We start from the raw sequence: 18,590 nt of genomic DNA, 5'->3' as shown, positions 1-18,590 counted from the left end.
CGTGGATGGCCAATCCGCGCGGCCTCTAACTGCGGTTATCTTCACCCATCTGTTCGTGTGACTGCTCCGTGTATAGATCAACAATGGTAGGCTCACTGCATGGCGGCAGTTGAGCTCCACCCGGACTTGATCGACTTCCCGGGTGCTTTCGCGCCCCCAGTCGACTTGATTTCTGTGGTGAACGACCTGCACACCCGCCATTCCGAGATCGTCGGGCTTGACCAGTTGAGCGCTCGCGCGCAAGGACGGCCGGCGGAAGACGTCGCGCGGACGCTGCGGCGCAAGGGCTGGTTGTCGCCGCTGCGGACTCGCGGTGTGTGGTCGTTCACTCCGACTCTCTCGCCTCTGCACATGGGGGAGTTCCGCGAGTTGCGTGCATGGCTCCTGACGCACCAGGAGAGCGGCGTGTGCATCGCGGGGAAGTCGGCTGCACAAGTGCACGGATGGCTCCGTCGACCCACAGCCCCGACGATCGGTGCTCCGAGTGAGATGCGCCTTCCGCGTTCGCTCGACGAGTACCGAGTGTGCCGATGGGACCCGAATCTCTCGCTAGATGAGGTGCATGGCTTGCCTGCTTGGCAGCCCGAGACTCTCCTCGTGTTCATGGCAGCTCGACCAGCGCAGTTCTCCTGGGACGGGATCTCTGATTGGCTTTGGGAGTTGGCATCTTCTGTCGACACAGAGATGCTCGTCACCGAGTTGTACGGGCGGAAACGTTCGGTGTGGATGAAGACAGCGCACCTTGTGAACGAGAGCGATTCGCCCGAGCTGGCTGCAGAGATCGCAGCGCAAGCACCCGCCACAGGACATGGCCCGTATCAGTTCGGCCAACGCCGGGCTATGGACGAGCGGTTTGGCCTGCCGCCACGCTGGGTGCCCGAGTTCGAAGTCATGGACTACGTGCTGCCCACTTGGTGGACTGCACGTCTGTAGGGATCTCAGATGGCTGCCGCTGATCTTCGGAGAGCCATCGAGCGGGCGTACCCCAAAGCCAAGTCGTCGAGCAACATCCGATCCGCAGCTGTGCTGGATGTCGCCTTCGACTATCTGCTCCACCACTTGCGCAAAGAAGAGGTGTTCGATCTCTGCGGGATGCACTTCAAGGGCGGTACTGCGTTGCGCAAGTTCCGGATCGGGCATCTCGGACGATTCTCGTACGACTTGGACTTCAACGTCGCCTCGGACAGCTCTGACGATGCCGTTGAGTTGATCGCCGATGTCGCGGCCAAGATGCCCACGGACGACTTCGCGTTCGCTGTCACTGAGCGACGCGAGCACCATGGGCTAGCCATCGAGACACCACTGCTCGACGGAGTGCTCAAAGCCAAGATGGACTTCTCGGAACGGCCCGTCATCTTGCCGAAACAAGAGCTGCTCCCGATCAAGACGCCTCTGCAGCAGGCCTACTCCTTCGACATGGATCAGCGGATCCCATTGATGCACCTCGATGAGAACATCGCTGAGAAACTCAGCCGTTGGCAGTCCCGCCCGTTGGTTCGTGACCTGTACGACTTGGCGCGAGTGGGCAAAGAGGTGCAGAACATCCCCCGACTAGCCGAGCTCTATGTGCTCAAGTCTCACATCAACTGGGCGAAGACCCAGCCCAACAGGCGATCGAAACAGCCAGCGCGAGCCCTGGGGGAGTTCACGAGCGCGCTCGATGAGGCGGTGTTCGAGAGCGGCGACCTGGTTGCCCCGACCATCGTCAGCGACCAAGATCGGGCAGCGGCAATCCGTCAAGATCTGACTCTGGTGGCACATCTTGCACGGCAATGCGATGCAGCGATCACCCCGGAGTTATGGGAGATCGCGCAGGACAATGGACAGCTTGAGTGGGACGTGGAGCAGCGCGCGCACCGTTTGCATCAGCTCGAGCTCGACAGGCAGCACGACGATTCGCTGTCGCACGAAGTCTCGCTCAGCAAATCAATGCTGAGCCGCTCTGTCACGGATGCCGGATCGCAAGAGAGTGCCGTCTGCGCCGCCAAGATGCCACGCGCCAGGAAGCGGTGCGTCTTGCCGAAAGGGCACAACGGCGGCCATCGGTCCGTGCTCTAGCGAGACCAACCTTGCCTATTGGTCTGCCTGTCTCAGCGTGATCGCTTTCACGACGGCTGTCCTTCCATGTGCTCGATGAGGTTCGAGGATGCCTCGAGCCACGGTGCCAGCTCGGCGATGGCCGGCCCTTCGTCTGGTTCGGTGAGCAGCACGATGATGACCTTTCTGGAGTCATCACCAATCGTCATTAGAGGCCGAAGCGAAGCGTGTGGCTTCAGCTCGACGCCCACCTCGAGCAGCGCCGCCCGCTGATCACCAAACACCTTCGCGCCGGCGTTCTCGTCGGTTCGATTGTCCGTTTCGGTGGATCGATCAGGCATCGAGCATCATCTCCCAAGAGTCGCATGTCGCTGGGCGGCATCTTTGGCCGCCTGCATCGAGTGGAACGTGCCGATCTCTTCCTGGTCTCGGCTTGCCGGGGCGAACACCGCGTGCCATACAGGCCAGCTTGTGTTCTTCCGCACCAAGTAACGGCGATCAGCGGTCTCGTAGCGGCCCGGCTCGATCCGCTTCCAACGAAGCGTCTGGTCAGCCATTGGGCGCGACCTCGGCACGCTGTGCGCTTGCTTGCTGTTCGAGCTTCACGTTGATCTTCCGTTCAGCCCAGTCGCTGCTGATCACAACTCTCCTTGGGGGAGATGACGGTTCTCCCCAGGCACTCTCACTCGCACAAACGGATAGCCGGACCAGCCGAAACCATCTAGTTGCTTTGTCTGGCCGTTGTGCACATAGCCAGCCCTCTCGGCTTCAGATTCGCTGTGGAACAGGTCACAAGGGCATCGAAATGGATGGGCTGTGACTTCATAACGATGCGTCACTGTGATCGTCTCGTCACCGTCCGGCCCATGGCCGTATATCCACTCGCCGCTCATGGATCCGGTCAAGACTTCGCGCCTGAGATGCTGCATGATCCAGAAACCTGCCAACGCAGTGATTGCTCCCAAGACCGTCAACGCCACTGCGTCCGTCGGGCCGAATTCGGGATTTCTCACCCATCCTCCGATGACGAGGACGGCGGGAAGAACCCAGATGACATGCCTGCTGCGCGGGGTGGCATCACGCCAGAAGTGGAATTTCGGCGGATCGGTCATGTGACTGCGTTTCTGTTGGAGGGTCGTCTCAATACGCGAAATCAGTCCACGGCAGCGCCGTGATCTTGACGCTGCGCTTGCTCGGATCGCTCGAGGCCACCGTTGTCGTTGTGCCTTCTGGCACGAACAGCCACCAGTTGCGATCACAGTCCGGCAACGCCACTGGCAGGTCGTCGACCAGCTCGGGATCCTCCTTCCAGTGCGCCCGGAGATGCGCGCAGGCTTGGCAGCCGCCTTCACAGCCAGGCAGGCGCCAGGTCTCGACGGCCGAATCGCGGGTACGGCAGAAGTCCAGGAAGCCGTGCGCCAGCTCGTCGAGCTCGTCGTTGAACTCGTTGACGGCGGCCTTGAGCATCTCGTGGAGGCTCTTTCGCCTCGGAATGCATGGATGGCCCGGCACCGAGTAGCCGTAGCCCTCGAGCACGAGCAGCTCAGGGACCTTGATGCGGGTGCCGAGGATCGTCCAATCGGGGGCAATCAGGGTGTCGCCGCCAACCGTGCCCAGCGGAGATGATGCAGGGGACGATCCGCTCGAACAGCGGAGTTTCGACGAGCTGGTGGAGGAACTCGAGAGCATCCGCCTGCTCATAATCGAATTGGAGCCTGTCGCATCTGCGGCACTGCAGAGATTGCACGAAGGAAGAGACCGCGTGCTAAGCAGCACGGTCCCTGCAGATGTGCTGGCAGGCGTGCAGCAATATCAACTGGCGAAGCTGGACATTGCCGAATCCGAGAGTGACAGCATCGCACTTGCGTCGCAAGGCTGGGCGTTGACGGCCGCCTATGAGGATGTTCGATGGGGCGCGCTGGCAGCAGGTGAGATCACCGAGAACGAACTCTGGGAACTCGATGAGGCGGGCCGCTCTGTTCGCGACATCGCTCGCGAGATATCAGACCAGCTAGAACCCGTCAGAGCCCTCTGGCACGAGAGCAGTCGTGCCTACATGAATCACTCGGTGCTAGAGACTCTCGTGTTGAGGGACGCATCTGGTCTCGCGGCGTTCTGGTTGTCGCTGAACGAATCTTGCAAAGCATGACGATCATGCCAAGAATCTCGAGGTTCGTCCCACGGTCCTAGAGCGGCCAATCGGCTGTGGCGTCGGCGACGAACTGGCGAGATGCTGCTCGTGTGAGGACACTGCCAGCAGCGGCCTCCACGGCCGCTTCGGTCTCGCTGATGAATTCGTCGACGTAGGGCGAGCCCGTCACTTGCGACATCTCGGTGTCGATCCGGTCGTACGCGCTGTCGACCCGCCGCAGTGCGTCTTCGGTGTCGGCCGGGATGAACCCCTCGACGCCGCTGCGGACCTCGCTGGCCTCATCGGGCGACAGCTCCCCGACGCCGCCGAGCTCGCCGCGTGCCTCTCCGACAGCATCAACGATCTTGTCGACGGTGAGAGCGGGCGCGCCGGGGACACCCCCGGCTGCGTAGCCGGCTTCGCGAAGGGTGGCGTCGGGGGTGCTCAGCGCCGTTTTTGCAGCTCCGCTCACCGCGGCGAACGCGACATCAGCGGTCTCGTCGCGACTGCCCAGCGACGGCGACTGGTGCAAACCAGCGACATGCTGCTCGTCCGCAGCCATCGCCGCAGCACGCGCGGTCCGGCGGCGTGTGGCGTCAGCAGAAGCGCTGGCTCGAGCCGGCCCATCTCGCGTGTGCTTGCGGACGAGCGTGCCGTCGCCCTTGGCATATGAGTCGATGGATTGAGGCATGGTTCAAAGAATGCCGAGATGCATGGCTCTCAGCTTGCGGTGCCGTGCAGGTCGACCCGCCCGTCGCAAGAACTGTCGTAGCCGGGGGCGCTCTGCGGCGACGGTGTGCTCCACGGTGCGCCCGGGGTGGTCCGTCGTGCTTGGGCTTCCACTCTGATGCTCAGCACATCTGAGTGGGCTGACACGTCAATGGTGAGCGTGAGCGTTGCTGATGTGGCACCCACAGCGAGCGTTCTGCTCTTCGACACTGCGGTCGACAGTTGGACATAGCCGTCCAGCCACGTGACCGTGTACCGCCACTCGTAGGGACCGCCCAGCAGCAATGGCGGCTGAGAGTCGACCCGCACGACGAAGCCGGTGATCGTCCCAGTGGGCGGATCACACACGATGGTCGTCGTCGGTGCTTGCGGAGTCGGCGGCGGCGGATGCGGGCAAGAGCTCGTGGTGAAGGGATGCCAGCCGCTCCACGTTCCCCAAGATGACCAAGCGGACCATGTGCTGTTGATCTGCTGCTGGTGACGGCCACGGCCGCGCACCTGCACGTCGATGGCGTGGCCGGGATCGGCCGGGCCTGAGATGCGCACCTGATTAGCGGGCAGGACCGTCACAGTCGCTGAGGTCCAAGCACCGCTCGTACCCGCGCGGCGGTACTCAGCCACATATTCGTGCTGGCGATTCCAATTCGCCAGCGCGCTGTCTGCCCAGCCGGTGAACATTCCGGTGAACTGAGTCGGCCCGCAGGTCAGCGTCAGCGTCGGGGCAGGCAACACCGGTGGTGTTGCTGGTGCCGGCACCGGGCACGGCGAGGTGTTGTCGGTGTGCCAACCGCTCCAGCCGGACCATGACGACCATGCACTCCATGTGCCGCTGACTTGCTCACGGTGCCGGCCGCGGCCACGGACTCGCACTTCGATCTCGTGGCCGGCATCGGATGGCCCGGTGAAGATCAGGTCGCCGCTCGAGTGGGTCGTCACAGGCGTTGCGGTCCACGGTCCGGTGGTGCCGTTGCGTCGGTATCCGGCCTCGTACTCCGCTTCGCGGTCCCAACCGGTCGGTGCTCCGTCGGCCCAGCTCGTGAACCGGCTGCTGAATTGCGTGGCCGTGCATGCGAGCGTCAGGGTTGGTGCTGCCGGCACGGTCGGCGGGCTTGGCGCCCCCACTGGGCATGTCGGCGTGCTGTGCGAGTGCCAGCCGCTCCACGACCCCCACGAGGACCACGGGCTCCACACGCCACCGACTTGCTCACGATGGCGGCCACGGCCACGGACACGGACATCGACAGCGTTGCCCGAGTCGGCGGGCCCGGCGAAGATCAACTCACCGGTGGTGTCCACCGTCACCGGCATCGACCGCCACACACTCGACGTGTCCAGATACTCGGCCTCGTACTCGGCTTCGCGTTCCCAGTTCGCCGGCGCCGAGTCAGCCCAGCTCGTAAAGCGGCCAGTGAACTGCGTCGCGAGGCATGCAAGGGCCGGTGCCGGATCGGGCAGCCCCCCAGGCACGGCAGGCGGTGGCGGCGGGCCGCAGCCGGCTTCGGGCTGATCGGCAGCGGTGTCATCCGACAACGTGGAATAGGAGCCCCAGCGGGCCGGCGGGCCTGCGTCGTATGCCACGACAGTGAGCAGGTATGCCTGCCCGGCAGGCACAGGGAGCGTCACTGCTCGGTCTGCCCATGGCAACGCGTTTGAACTGGTGATGCTGTAGGAGGTGTAATGCCCGACCGAGCCGGTCCATTCGTTCACGTCGATGACCCAGCCGGTGCCCACGCCGGTGCCGGGCGGGGTCGTCCATGTGACCTCAATGCCGTTCGTCGAGCGGCACGCCATCACTGTCGGGATCGGCAACGGCGGCGGCGCCGGGCACTGCCCGGAGGGCGGATCGCCGGACGGAATGTCAATCGACGAGGAATGCGACCCGACGCTGCCAGAGTCCAGCATCGGCGTCAGGGTGATCGTCCAAGCGTTCGAAGTAGACAGCACTCGGCTGTAGGAACGTGCGGTCTTGGCCAGCGAGGCCGTGGTGGTCGACGCTGAGCCTTGAATTCCCCATTCGATCTCCCAGCCGTCCAGATCGAAGCCGGTCTGCGGGTTGGCGACCGTCACCGCAGACCACGAGAGGCGCACCGTCGAGCTCGCACGGCAAGCCAGCAGATTGCCCGGACGTGGCTCAGTCGGCGTCGGCGTGTAGTCCGGGGGCGGCGGCGGGCAGGTGCCAGCAGGCCGGTAAACGTTGTCGTGGCACAACTCTGTGTCGACCGTGCCTCCTGGAGTGTCGCTGTTCCCCGGGGTAGTTGATCCACCGCCACCGCCGCATGTCTGAGTCGCCTCGTCCCACATGCCGTTAGTGCCGGAAATGAAGTTTCCGAGATCGCCCGGCACAGGGCATTGCGATGCACCGCAGCCCTCGGTGTCAGTGTCGACGATGACCCACGACTCGCCGTCGAAGCACGGGTGCTGGCTGTCGCCGTTGTCATCGATCAAGCCCGAGCATCCACCAGCTCCGTCGTTGAGGCCCTGATCCCAGTTGTTGGCGCCTTCCGCGGCGCACCTGTCGTCCCACACGTCCTGCCAGAACGGGTCCGTGATGCTCGTGTCGGCACCCACGCTGCCCCCCGGGCAGCCCGGCGGGTCCACCGCAAGGAATGTCGTGGTGTGCAACTCGCCGTCGCGCTGGATGCACTGCACCCTGGCGTTGCCGTCGTCGTCCTCGAGTTCCTCATCGGTCAAAGGGCGGCAGACCGTGTTGCCGTTCGAGCCGGTCTCCTCGACATCGCTGCCTCCGCAACGGCCCGACGCCGTGTCATCAGGGCTGTACGTCGGCCGGTCATCGACGTCTTCGTCGTCGTCGTCTTGGTCCAGATCGTCGTCTTCGACAGGTGCGCAGTTCGGCGGGGTGCCGGTCGTCCCGACAGGGCATTGCGGAGGCGGGGGCGGTGGTGGCGGTGGGGGGTTTTGGTTGCAGTTGGGCCATGGCTGACAAGACGGTGGCGGAGGTGGTGGCGGTGGTGGTGGTGGAGGTGGGGGGTTTTGGTTGCAGTTGGGCCATGGCTGACAAGACGGTGGTGGAGGTGGGGGGTTTTGGTTGCAGTTGGGCCATGGCTGACAAGACGGTGGCGGAGGTGGTGGAGGTGGTGGTGGTGGAGGTGGGGGGTTTTGGTTGCAGTTGGGCCATGGCTGACAAGACGGTGGCGGAGGTGGTGGTGGTGGAGGTGGTGGTGGTGGAGGTGGGGGGTTCCGGTTGCAGTTGGGCCATGGCTGACAAGGCGGTGGCGGAGGTGGTGGTGGCGGCGGGGGATGGTCGGTGTGTTGGCATCCCCAGAGTCCGCACGTCGGATCGTGCGCTGCAGCCGGTTCGCTGTCCAGCAAGACCGCTGCTACGGCCGCGCCAGCTATGACGAACAGCGCCGCGACGACAAAACGCCAGCGGGTCGTGTTGTCGACGGGGTTTTCGGCAATGGCATCCATCGGAGACCTCCGACGTAGAGACATACCGTCGAATATGGGCATCGGCCCGTTCGCCGCACCCCAAGGGCCTGCCGATCAGCGACCAGGTGAAGACCGTTAGGTTGAGGCACATGGGGTCGGGCTGGGAAACTGAGATCGTGATCGTTGCTCTGATTTCAGACCAGATCAGCGAGATGTGCCGTGTCAAACGGCCCAACTGACAGCGATGCGGCTCTCGCGTGGGGGCAAGTCCTCACTGAGGTCCGGGAGATCCGCAACAAGCAGGATGCCCGCCTTGTTAGTGCCCAGCGGCAATCCCAGATGATCGTCGCTGGGTTCCTCGCCATGACGGCAATCTTCGTGACCGCCGTTTCCGTCGCTCCCGCATTCCGGTCGGAGGGGGCCGACACGGAGACTGCTATGGGCCTGCAGTCGGGATGGTTGGCATTCATTGCTGTTGTCTTCGTGGTGGCCGCGCTCGTCAACGGCGTTTTCTGGATCAAGACTCACACCGCTGCGAGACACTGGAGAGAAATCGCCGAGTTCGACGTGCTGACGGATTTCCCTGGCACCGTCAACGCACTGCCGCGCCTGCAACGCCACCTCGTAGGTGCGTTCCTGGGGCACTTCAATCACAACGAGCGCATCGTGCGTTGGACGCAACGCTTGGTTGGCGCCCAAGCAGCCCTCACACTCTTGGTCGTCTACGTGGTCGCAGCCATTTTGGTTACGGTGTTACGGTGAATTTCGTGGACCTGAAAGCGTCGCCCAATGAGAAAGAAGCGCTCTTCCCGAGTGCTGACGTCAGCCGCGGGCTGATATTCGACTTCGGAATACCGTCTTTGTGGAGGCGGGTACTGGGGCACATCCAGCGCGTTCGGAATCGCAAGAACGTTCGGAACCTGGCCTCCGGTTGAGGGCGCAGCCGAGCGGCTACGCCATGGATGGAGCCCAGAGTCAGGGAACGGGTGGCTCGCATCGAGGAACGAGTCGGCATCCCCGCTGAGCCTGTCGGTGCCTAGCGTCGAGCCTTCCGCAACCGGCCCCATTGCGGAAGGCTCTGCTGAACAGTCCCGTTAGGTCTGCGGGTGCTCCCCGCACACAAGGTTCCACAGCGCGATCCCCAGCGGCGAGGCGTGCTCGTCGTTGCGCAGATGCGGCGACGTGGCAGCGGAGAACGGTGCGTCGCAGAGTTTCAGAGTCTCACGGGCCACACACGACGGATGGCGAGTCGTCAGCAGGGTGTGCATCCCCCACGCGGCAGGCTCACGATCCACCGGCGGGAAGGCGTGCATGAACAGAGCCCAACCCCACAGCAGTAGCCCGCCGTCAGCGATCCACGCCTTGTCGTTGTCGATGTCGACGCGGCGTGCCCGATGAGCGCCGAGATGATGCACGAACTCCTGGGCGCTGACGGATTCGTCGTAGCCGTCGAGCACGATGCGCTCGTAGACGCCTCGGAAACTGCCGTCAGCAGACACTAACTTCTGCCCGGGTATTGCGACATATGCATGGCGCCAGCCGAACCCGATCTGGTTCCACGCCCACATCGTGACGTTGGCTTTGGCCCACTCGACGTTGATCTCGGGGTAGGTCGGGCCGTAGACGAACAGGAGCGTGTCGTCGGTCCACCAGCCAGTGGTGAAGTCGATGGTCGTGCTTCCGAACGGGCCGGTGGTGATCTCGGTGTCGAAGCCCGCGTAGCGCTCTTGCAGTTCGCGAAGAATGCGAAGCGTGTTCTCGTTGTAGTCCGGGGCAGGGTTGCAGTCCGGGAACAGTGCCGCGGCTTCGTCGTGGTCGATGAAGTACCGGTCGGTCGCGGGCAGAACTGAGTTCTCTGAACGGTTTTTGTAGTTGCCGTCGGCTGTCGGCTCGGTCGCATCGAGATAGGTGTCGATGGCGTCCTGGGACACGGCGGCGTCGCCGCCGAACACCCGCAGCGTGATCCGCTCGTGACCTTGACGGGCTTCGTTGAGGAACTCAGTGGTCGTGTCGGGGATCGCAGCCGGGTCGGTGAGCACCGCTGGGGCGCACAGTTGGGCGAGCAGCGGAGCGGCGCTGAACGAGTCGAACGGCAGGAACGCTCGAGCCAGCCCGACCTCATCGTCGGCCCAGCAGTCGCCGCCGTGACGGGCGGCATAGGCGGCGAACTTCGTGGCGGTCTCGAACCGGGTGGCTCCGGCCATGCGGTCCACGATGATGCCCAGCGCTTCGATGCCGCTCTGGACGTCAGCGGACAGCGCAGCAGTGCCGCCCATCAACACGACACGCTTGACGCCCGCGTCGGTCAGATACTCAGAAACGTCGGGATGCAGCCCCATCTTGGGTGTGAGCAACAGCGGCAGTCTGTTCTTGGCGGCAAGCGGGCCGGCGACAAGCGCATCGGCGAACACTTCGCCCGATGCGATGATCGCGGTCGGACCGAAACGGGCGAGTCCGCCTGCCCCGCCCAGCCTCTGCGCTGCGGCCACGCCGGTGCGGTACTGGTCGTTGCCCGACACCCGCTCCACGTCGAAGCCGCCGAGCCGGAGCGCATCAGTGACATCAGCGCTGACCGTCGGATCACGGTCAGGCGGGTCAGCGCTGACCACGACAACGCGCTCGACGCCGACGTTGGACAGCCACACGAGCGTGTCGCCGAGCAGCCGATCCGGCGGGGTCATCAGCACCGGCGCGTCGAAACGGCCCGCCACCGACGCAGCCACTACAGCGTCAGTCCAATGCACACCCGACACCATCACCACGGTGTCCAAAGATCCGTCCGCTTCGGCGGCGAACGCCTCAGCAATCCCCAACGACGTCGCATAGCGATCAGCGCCGCCGTAGCGCACGACTTGGACGGACGCAAGATCATCAGGCGCAGCCCCGGCGTGAGCAACTAGCGGCACGACTGACAGCAGCACGGCTGCGGCCATCGCCGCAAGAGCGCGGTTGGCGGGGTGGTTTGCTCGGTTGTTTCGGGCTTGCTGGGGCATTGTGTTCCCTTTTCCGGTTGGACTCATTCTCCCAACGGGGTGTGGCACTCCCTGGCGTGGATTGCCAGGTGTAGTCGACCAGCAGCAGGTCAGTTGCCGTTGCTCGTCTTGGCGTTCCCTGACGGCTCGACCGTGACGGGGATCTCATCTGGCAGCTGGGCGACACGAGGCAGGGTGGTGTCCGTTGGTGTCGTCGCTGCCGGCGAACTGACTGCCGTCGATGTTGTCGTAGTTACCGGCGATCGCTCCGTGACGGCAGGCGCTGACTCGGAGGGCACCGGATCGGTCGGGGGTTGCGGGCTGCCGTTGCTCGAGGCAGAGCACGCGCCCAGCGTCACCGCCAGCACAACAGCGCCCGCAGCGTATCTAAGCGTCCAGTGTGAATGCGACTCGTTGCTCATCTGATGCCTCCGGTGTTCAGCCGTGATCTTGAATATGCACACCGGCTCTTCGGACGCTCCCTCAGAGCAATCGCCGTGATCGGCTTGCAGTCTCTCTGATGGCTTCGATTGATCTGATGGGGAGATCGTCTAGCGCTGGGCCAGGACGGCAGCGCACTCGGCGCGGCGGTCGGGACCGGTGATTGATTCGCAGAACACGTCAAGATCGACAGGTTCGTCGAGCACGAGGGGCGCTAGGCGCAGCAGCCCTGCCCAGCACCAGTCGGCCAAGTCACGACCCAGGAGTTCATTGCCGTCCACGGAGGAGCAGAAGCCTGTCATCACTGAGGCGGAAGCGGTCTCGGAGAAGCGGGACATATACACGCCGTCGATGCAGTCGTAGCGATCACCCTCCGTCAGGAGTTCGTTCTCGCACAGGGCGGCCAATCCCGCGGTGTCGGACCACAGCTCATTGGAGTTGGCACGAAACGACGCCCATGACCGAACGCACAATCCACGCACCTCGCCCATCAGACCACTCACGCAGAACTCAACCAGATCGTCCGCGGTGAGCTTCATGTGCAGCAGCAGATTCGAGGGCTGCCAGTCGTAGCAAGCACGCACGTAGCGCCGAGCGACCTCATTGCACGGATAATGCGGATCCACGACGCTGACGTACTCCGACTGATGGTCAGACAAGCCGGTGGCGCCGGCTACGCCATTCTCCATGAACACTCCCGCGTAGCATGGCTCCCTGTCTTGTTCGTCGAGCACGTCGCAGATGCTCAATGACTCGTGCAGCTCGTAGCCGGACCATGCCATGATCCCGTGGCCGACACCGTGGTAACAGTCGTTGGCCCGGTACCAGTTCATGCCTCTGCACACCGTTCGCATGTCTGCCTCCAGATGGGCGGTGCCACGTTCAGCGAACAGCGCCTCGAGCACGCCATGGATTGCACCCGAATCGCACTCGTGCGGTGTGATCGCGAAAGCCGCTGCCCCGAATAGCTGGTAACTCACGCGACCGGCTTGGTGTGCCATGTCGTGGCATCTGATCCCTGTTAGTTCTGTCGCTTCGCGCAATGCGTGCACTGCTACGTCGGGCCCGTACAGCGACACGAAGAGTTCAAGCGAGTCCAAGTCGTTGAGGATCGCCACAGGATTCGTGCCCGAAGGCGGCTCAGGAAATTCCGGGACCTCTGCACCCAACTCCAGCGGTGTCAGTGCCTCCTCGGGAGCGCCCGAGGAAACGATCACACCAGTCTCCGACGCGAGGCTGTGGTTGTGGTAGCGCCATGTGCCATTCCGAGTGAACCTGAAGGACCACGATTCCCCAGACGGAATGTCGCCCAGAGGGTCGAACGTCGGGTAGATCGCGTGCGACGGGTGGATGTTCGAGGCGGGCCACACCCCGTAGCCGGACTCGTTCACGAAAGTCACCGTGTCCCCTGTGACGATCTCTAGGCGCTCGGGCACGAACAAGCCATCCGAGGAGTACGTCACAACCCATTCCTTCGGTGCGCCAGCGCCATGGGTGTGGGCGGAACCGTCCTCATGGACGTGCGGTTTTTCGCCCGGCCTCGCGCCACCATCAGCAGAAGGCGGGGGAGGAGATTCTGTTGCCTCATCGACGGACACCACGACGGCTGCTGAGATGGCTTCCCCGTCGCGGGTCAAGGTCGCGTGATCATTCGATGAGAGCTCGATGCGCACTTCGTGATCGCCCGGCTTGAGATGCCCAATGTGATGCCAGAGCCCGTAGAGACGGCCGACCTTATTGCCGTCAACGTACAAGTGCATGTGCCCTTCGCCGTCGACGTGTCCAGTGGATGCCCGCTCCGGCGCCAGCCGGAAACCGTCCACAGTCACGTGGAGGTTCCAGCCGCTCATGGGGTCAACCAGCACCTCAAGGGAGACCGACGGGTCTCCTGCAGCCTCCCTGGTTGCGTTGTGGTCATGGCCAGTGCGCCCGTCGTCAGCCGGCTGATGGGCATGTTGGTCTTCGGCGTCAAGAGTCGAGCTGATCGACTCGACCTGGGGCGCATCGCCGGCGGACGAGCAAGCCCCTAGGCCGATCACCAACCCGACAGCAGCGACGAGCTTCATCAATCTCAACGACCATGACATCTTGATCACCTCGTGCCGGCGACGCGTGGGTTGTCGATCTAGGAGCCGTCGCCGGCTGGCAGCAGCAGTCGTTCACATCTGGCGCGGGCGTCTTCGTCTGGGATTTTGGCGCAGAAGCCGGTGCGTGCCTCGATGTCGATGAGCACGAACTCGGCGCGCTCGATGATTGTGTCCCAGCAGCCGACGGCTGTCTCGGTGCCGGTCACGGCGCACAATGCGATTGCATCGTCAGATCCCGAAGGCGACCAGAACCGATCTTGCACTGCGCCGTTGACGCAGTAGGAACGGTAGAGCTCGGGTGCGTAGCCGCACATTCCCACAGCCCGTTCAGGCATCTTGTGGGTCGCTGCGCCGACGTCTCGCCCGTACGAAGCGAAGCAGCGGTACTGGGCGTGTGTAGGGGCTTCGGCGCACGCAGCGGCGACCAGTTGCATGTTGCCGCCGTAGATGGTCGTCATGTGCGAGGTCTGGTAGAAGTAGCAGCCCGGTACGTACTGGGGCTCCACTACATCGCACGGGAAGTGCGGGTCGTCGAGCCGCAAGTACGCAGTCTCGTGCCCCATCAGTCCGCTAAGGCCGCCGACGACGTTCTCCATGAACACGCCCGAGTAGCAGGACTCGCTGTTCCATTGGCCCGGGAGGACATCGCACAGCTCGAGCGCTTCGTGGAGCTCGTAGGTCGTCCATGCCATGATCCCGTGCCCGACTCCGTGCAGGCACTGGTGCATGACGAACGAGTCCTCCGAAGCGGAGCAAACCGCTGCCACGTCAGTGGCGAGTTGTGAAGTGCCGCGCTCTGCGAACAGCGCCTCGATGGCTCCGTGAAGCGCTCCTGCTTGGCAGTCGTGCCCAGCGATGACGAACGCGGCGGGGCCAAACTCCTCGAACGCGACCTGTCCGACCTCGTGCGCGGCGTTGTGACAATCACGCCCGGTCCGAAGCTCCGTGGCTTTCAGGTCTGCCACCGCAGCCGCTGGCCCATATCGGACCACATAGTCGTACAACGCGCTCGAGTCGGTCATTATTTGCTCGCCGCCGGCGGCGAGAGGTACAGGGAAGTTGATTATCTCGACTTCCATGTCTAGTGGTGCCAGATCACCCACAGGCGTTCCTGTGACAACGACCAGGCCGGCTTCGGCCCCGTCGCTGTGGTTGTGATACCGCCAGTAGCCGTGTTCGGCGAACGTGAACGACCAGGACTCCCCGGGCGGGATTTCGCGAAGCGAATCGAACTCGGGCAGGATCTCGTGCGTGGGGTGGATGTTCGAAGCCGGCCACACTCCCCGCTCGGACTCGTTCACCCATGTCACGGTGTCGCCGGCGAGGATGTCGAGACGTTCGGGTTCGAACTCTCCCGCAGCGGTGTAGGTGGCGACCCATTCTCTCGGCGCGCCAGCGCCGTGAGTGTGCGCGAATCCGTCCTCATGCACATGCACCTCACCGTTGCGCTCATCTTCTGGTAATGCGACGACCTCTTCGTGTTCCTGTTCGCCCTCGCGTGCGTGTTCGTCCTCGAGGCCATATCCGCTGATTTCCGTGGTGGAAGGTGACGGCGAGATGACCGCCGAGCGCTGACCGGTGCATGAGATCACCAGCATCGCGAACACTGCGAACACTGCGGCCCAGCGGATCGGCCCGCGGGCACACACCCGCCCAGAAATACGTTTGCTCACTGCGGTCCCTTGGCTCGGATGAGTCGGCGGGAACCTACGAGGAGGGGGCTCAAGGCAGCCCACAAAATGCGCTGCGGTCCGGCTAAGGCAACACGATGGTCGTCGTGGGCGGCGGCTCAGGCATCGTGGGCACCGGAACGGGGAAATCACGTGGTTCTATCTCGGCAATGCAACGGTCCTTGAGGGCTCCTTCGGCCACCATCTCGCACAGATCCGTGAGGCTCAACGGAACGAAGGAGGAGGCTTCGATGCCTTGCTGGATCACAGCGATCCAGCACTGATCGTGCGCTCCTTCCGGAGCCGCTTCGCAGATGGCGACGGCTTGCCCTGCATCGGCAGCGGACGAAAACGCGTCCAGCACCAGGCCGTAAATGCAATGGCCGAGCAGGTCCTCAGGGGCGCTGCCGCATGCCTCCACAAGCCCGGCTGCGCTTGTCCCTGCCATCTGCGCGTTGATGTGACGGCCGAGCTCCGCGAGGCACCGCCGCTGGTCCAGTTCTGACTCCTGGGTGCATCTCTCAACCATGCCGTCGATGCTGAGCACAAGATGCTCGGGGGTGTTCGCATCCTCACTCGGTTGGCTGGCGCCGTCCTCGATGCCAATTGCGACTGACTCGCCGGCACCGCATCGAGCTTCGTAGCCGCCTCGTGTGATCGCGTTGCACAGCGCAGAGAAGTCCTCCGGGAGGGTGAGTATCTGCGCTGCCTGTTCAATGACAGCAATCCAACATTGGTCGTAGATGTCGCCGCTGGTGGCGTGGCACACGGCCACTGCCTTGACCGCGTCGGCCGGCCCGGCAAACTGCTGTTCCACGAGCCCGTTGACGCATGAGCTGATGAAGCTCCTCGGCGCAGGCAGGCAGGCACATGGACACCATCACCTCCGCAGCGACGCCAGCGGAGGTTTCTCCGATCATCCGCCCGAGGTCGCTGAAGCATTCACGCTGATCCTCGACGTCCGCCAAGTCGAGGCATTGGCCCGCAGCGGCCCTATCGGCAATCTCATCGTCTGCTGCCGGGCCGGTGGTGTGCAAGCGCTCAGTGGTTGTCGGGCCGGGTGAAGTCGGCACCACAGTCTCCGGGGCTGCCCGCGAAGTGGCGCTTGCCGTCTGCGCCGTCGTTGTCGCTGTGGCTGTCACTGGCTCTGGCTCTGGGCCAGCAGCGGCGCATGCAACAAGGAGCAGAAGAACGGCAGCAACCAGCGCGGGCATCTTCGTTCGGGACATCGGTGTGGAATGTAAGGACGCCTCGATGGCGAGGTCAGTCATCCGACCGACCCCGGGCCGTGACCGGCTAGCTGGGGTCACGGCAGTGGTCGCCTGGACACCTGAGAGAGTCTCAGCAGGGCCTGAGATGATGAGGGCGATGTCGCGACACCTGGCGTCTTTGGTCTGAGCCGCCATGTCGTGTGAGAACGATCACCATGTGACACAGACAGAGGCCACAGGCAGGCCGATGATCGACTGGTCCCAGATGCCGGAAAGCGCCAAGTCGTGGCGCGAAGCCGGCCTGTTCGATGCCGAACGGTTGCCACAGCCGACGTCGGCGGCCTGGCTTGTGTCCGATGCTCCGCCGACTGTTGTGCTCAGCGTGTTGCACATCGGGGTCGTGTCCTGCTTCGCCACTTCCTGCCCGATGGGTCAGGAATGGATGGACATGTACGGCACGGCAGCCGGAGAGCACGTCCGCGCCATTGCCGATGCGTGCGACATGGATGAGCTCGCCGCCGCCCATGACGATCTCGATGCGGTGCTGAGAACTGTCGGCCCAGGTTTGCTGCAGCCCGAGCTCCGGGCCCGCCTCCACGCGATCCGCAGAGTCGCAGTCGACGACCAGCCGTTCACGGCGCACCAAGCCACTGAGCTTGCCTCGATCTCGTACCGGCGTCTTGATCATTGGGCGCGCCAAGGCTGGGTCACACCGGCCCTCGCCGCCGGCGCTGGTCGTGGCGGCACACGCTGCTACTGCCTCGACGATGTGCTCAGGCTCGCCTCGTTGCGCCATTTCGCCGATGCCGGCCGACAAGTCAACATCGTCGGAGAGCAGCTCTCGTTCCTGGAAGTCGGCACTGCTCGATTCGTGATTGTCGGCGATCGCACGAATGTGGCGGTGTGCGATTCACTCGATGATCTGTGCGCCCTCGTCGGGCAAGCAGATCGCTTCACGGTGTTCGACACGGCGCCTCTCCGTGAGAGCGCTTCCCGCAGCGTGAACCGCTGATCGATTCGTTACACGGCTTCGGCAGGCAGAGATGTTGCCTCGCGGACCCAAGTGGGATCTCGCAACAGTGATCGCGCTTCACCTACAGCACACGCTGCTGAGAACGCCATGAGTTCACGCCCTACATGGGATCGCCGGGCGCTGTGTCGAAGATCGAAGCGCAAAATCGGCGAATGCGGATACAACTCGTTGGCCACTCGGTCGTCGACGTCGTAGCTGACCATCCAGCAGCAGTTGCTCGTCCGCAGTGCTGCTGCAAGGTCCCGGTGGCGGGTGTACGTCATCGTGTCTAGATACAGGTCGTCCGATTTGGTGAGGTAGGGCGGGTCGGCGTAGATGAACAGCGGCACGTCGGGATCGGCCGTGATCTGTGTCACGAGATTCGCCCCATCGCCATGTCGGACTTCGATCTTGTCCGCGAGGTCGCTGACCAAGCCGAGGCGTTTCACCAGGTTCTTCTTGTTGAAGCGGCAGTCCAATGGCCACGGTCCGTCTTGGTTCAGTCCGCCGATGGGTCGGGCATCGATGATGCCCGAGTGATTGGTGCGGTTCAGAAAGAAGGTCGCGAAGCCCAGCTCCACCTCATCTTCGGAGCCCTCGCGGACGATTCGTGCCTGCTCGTGCCAGGTTTCGATCGTCACTTCGCAGTGTTCCACGCGTTCAATGAGCGAATCGCTGTGATCAGTTGCGGCTCGCCAGAAAGCAGCGATACGTCGGTCTGCATCGCCGATGACCACATGTTCCACCGCATCTGCCTGCAAGAGCCCGAGAGCGACGCCGGCTCCACCGGCGAATGGCTCCACATAGGTGGCATCCGATGGCACGTTCTGGCGCAGGATCGCCTCAGCGAACTTGAGCAGGAGGCCCTTGCCTCCTGGGTATCGCAACGGGCTCAAGAACGCCACGCCGC

The 18,590-nt window shown here is 63.7% G+C and carries 18 protein-coding genes; 7 read left to right on the top strand and 11 right to left on the bottom strand.

Annotation, left to right across the window (positions count from 1 at the left end; genetic code table 11):
* Nucleotides 1-99 precede the first annotated feature (99 nt).
* The gene (locus ACQY5K_RS17095; protein ID WP_428117795.1) at nt 100-933 is read left to right on the top strand and encodes a type IV toxin-antitoxin system AbiEi family antitoxin; all 834 of its coding nucleotides are present in this window, start codon (nt 100-102) and stop codon (nt 931-933) included.
* Nucleotides 934-942: 9 nt separating this feature from the next.
* The gene (locus tag ACQY5K_RS17090) at nt 943-2,058 is read left to right on the top strand and encodes a nucleotidyl transferase AbiEii/AbiGii toxin family protein (RefSeq protein ID WP_428117792.1); all 1,116 of its coding nucleotides are present in this window, start codon (nt 943-945) and stop codon (nt 2,056-2,058) included.
* 47 nt (nt 2,059-2,105) lie between these two features.
* On the opposite strand, the gene ACQY5K_RS17085 is transcribed toward ACQY5K_RS17090, so the two are convergent.
* The 4 genes from ACQY5K_RS17085 to ACQY5K_RS17070 form a co-directional block, all read right to left on the bottom strand.
* Nucleotides 2,106-2,378 (bottom strand): hypothetical protein, encoded by a 273-nt coding sequence (locus ACQY5K_RS17085; RefSeq protein ID WP_428117790.1) that lies wholly within the window; start codon nt 2,376-2,378, stop codon nt 2,106-2,108.
* A gap of 6 nt (nt 2,379-2,384) precedes the next feature.
* Complete coding sequence (locus ACQY5K_RS17080; protein ID WP_428117787.1) at nt 2,385-2,594, bottom strand: hypothetical protein; 210 nt, start codon at nt 2,592-2,594, stop codon at nt 2,385-2,387.
* An 81-nt stretch (nt 2,595-2,675) separates the two neighbouring features.
* Nucleotides 2,676-3,149: a hypothetical protein gene (locus ACQY5K_RS17075; RefSeq protein ID WP_428117785.1), complete on the bottom strand. Its 474-nt coding sequence runs from the start codon at nt 3,147-3,149 to the stop codon at nt 2,676-2,678.
* 28 nt (nt 3,150-3,177) lie between these two features.
* On the bottom strand, nt 3,178-3,726 hold the full coding sequence (locus ACQY5K_RS17070) for a hypothetical protein (protein WP_428117782.1): 549 nt from the start codon (nt 3,724-3,726) through the stop codon (nt 3,178-3,180).
* Here ACQY5K_RS17070 and ACQY5K_RS17065 point away from each other — a divergent pair.
* Complete coding sequence (locus tag ACQY5K_RS17065; protein ID WP_428117779.1) at nt 3,707-4,186, top strand: hypothetical protein; 480 nt, start codon at nt 3,707-3,709, stop codon at nt 4,184-4,186. The two genes, ACQY5K_RS17070 and ACQY5K_RS17065, sit on opposite strands and share 20 nt — an antisense overlap.
* A 37-nt stretch (nt 4,187-4,223) precedes the next feature.
* Here ACQY5K_RS17065 and ACQY5K_RS17060 read toward each other — a convergent pair whose 3' ends face one another.
* Together ACQY5K_RS17060 and ACQY5K_RS17055 are read right to left on the bottom strand one after the other, a co-directional pair.
* Nucleotides 4,224-4,859 carry a hypothetical protein gene (locus ACQY5K_RS17060; RefSeq protein WP_428117777.1) on the bottom strand — a complete coding sequence of 212 codons (636 nt, stop codon included), beginning with the start codon at nt 4,857-4,859 and terminating at the stop codon, nt 4,224-4,226.
* Nucleotides 4,860-4,888: 29 nt separating this feature from the next.
* Nucleotides 4,889-7,588, bottom strand: coding sequence for a hypothetical protein (locus ACQY5K_RS17055; RefSeq protein WP_428117774.1), 2,700 nt, complete (start codon nt 7,586-7,588; stop codon nt 4,889-4,891).
* Nucleotides 7,589-7,830: 242 nt separating this feature from the next.
* Between ACQY5K_RS17055 and ACQY5K_RS17050 the strand changes: the two genes are divergently transcribed.
* Nucleotides 7,831-8,256 carry a hypothetical protein gene (locus ACQY5K_RS17050; RefSeq protein WP_428117771.1) on the top strand — a complete coding sequence of 142 codons (426 nt, stop codon included), beginning with the start codon at nt 7,831-7,833 and terminating at the stop codon, nt 8,254-8,256.
* A gap of 250 nt (nt 8,257-8,506) precedes the next feature.
* The gene (locus ACQY5K_RS17045) at nt 8,507-9,049 is read left to right on the top strand and encodes a hypothetical protein (protein WP_420443097.1); all 543 of its coding nucleotides are present in this window, start codon (nt 8,507-8,509) and stop codon (nt 9,047-9,049) included.
* A gap of 332 nt (nt 9,050-9,381) precedes the next feature.
* Here ACQY5K_RS17045 and ACQY5K_RS17040 read toward each other — a convergent pair whose 3' ends face one another.
* The 4 genes from ACQY5K_RS17040 to ACQY5K_RS17025 all read right to left on the bottom strand — a co-directional run bounded on the left by ACQY5K_RS17040 (nt 9,382) and on the right by ACQY5K_RS17025 (nt 16,274).
* Nucleotides 9,382-11,280: a cell wall-binding repeat-containing protein gene (locus tag ACQY5K_RS17040; RefSeq protein WP_428117768.1), complete on the bottom strand. Its 1,899-nt coding sequence runs from the start codon at nt 11,278-11,280 to the stop codon at nt 9,382-9,384.
* 530 nt (nt 11,281-11,810) lie between these two features.
* Nucleotides 11,811-13,787, bottom strand: coding sequence for a cupredoxin domain-containing protein (locus ACQY5K_RS17035; protein WP_428117766.1), 1,977 nt, complete (start codon nt 13,785-13,787; stop codon nt 11,811-11,813).
* Between the two features lie 38 nt (nt 13,788-13,825).
* A complete protein-coding gene (locus ACQY5K_RS17030) occupies nt 13,826-15,460 on the bottom strand; it encodes a cupredoxin domain-containing protein (RefSeq protein WP_428117763.1) in 1,635 nt (544 codons plus the stop codon).
* Nucleotides 15,461-15,542: 82 nt separating this feature from the next.
* A complete protein-coding gene (locus ACQY5K_RS17025; protein WP_428117761.1) occupies nt 15,543-16,274 on the bottom strand; it encodes a hypothetical protein in 732 nt (243 codons plus the stop codon).
* 22 nt (nt 16,275-16,296) lie between these two features.
* On the opposite strand from ACQY5K_RS17025, the gene ACQY5K_RS17020 reads away from it, so the two are divergent.
* Together ACQY5K_RS17020 and ACQY5K_RS17015 are read left to right on the top strand one after the other, a co-directional pair.
* Nucleotides 16,297-16,521: a hypothetical protein gene (locus ACQY5K_RS17020; RefSeq protein ID WP_428117758.1), complete on the top strand. Its 225-nt coding sequence runs from the start codon at nt 16,297-16,299 to the stop codon at nt 16,519-16,521.
* Nucleotides 16,522-16,885: 364 nt separating this feature from the next.
* Nucleotides 16,886-17,680, top strand: a complete 795-nt coding sequence (locus ACQY5K_RS17015) for a hypothetical protein (RefSeq protein WP_428117755.1) — start codon at nt 16,886-16,888, stop codon at nt 17,678-17,680.
* Nucleotides 17,681-17,688: 8 nt separating this feature from the next.
* Here ACQY5K_RS17015 and ACQY5K_RS17010 read toward each other — a convergent pair whose 3' ends face one another.
* Entirely contained in the window at nt 17,689-18,585 is an 897-nt protein-coding gene (locus ACQY5K_RS17010; RefSeq protein ID WP_428117753.1) for a DNA adenine methylase, read from the bottom strand.
* Nucleotides 18,586-18,590 lie beyond the last annotated feature (5 nt).

This window comes from Candidatus Poriferisodalis sp. (genome assembly GCF_965262965.1).
Taxonomy (GTDB): Bacteria; Actinomycetota; Acidimicrobiia; order Acidimicrobiales; family Poriferisodalaceae; genus Poriferisodalis.
This window is presented reverse-complemented; position numbering and strand designations above follow the sequence as displayed.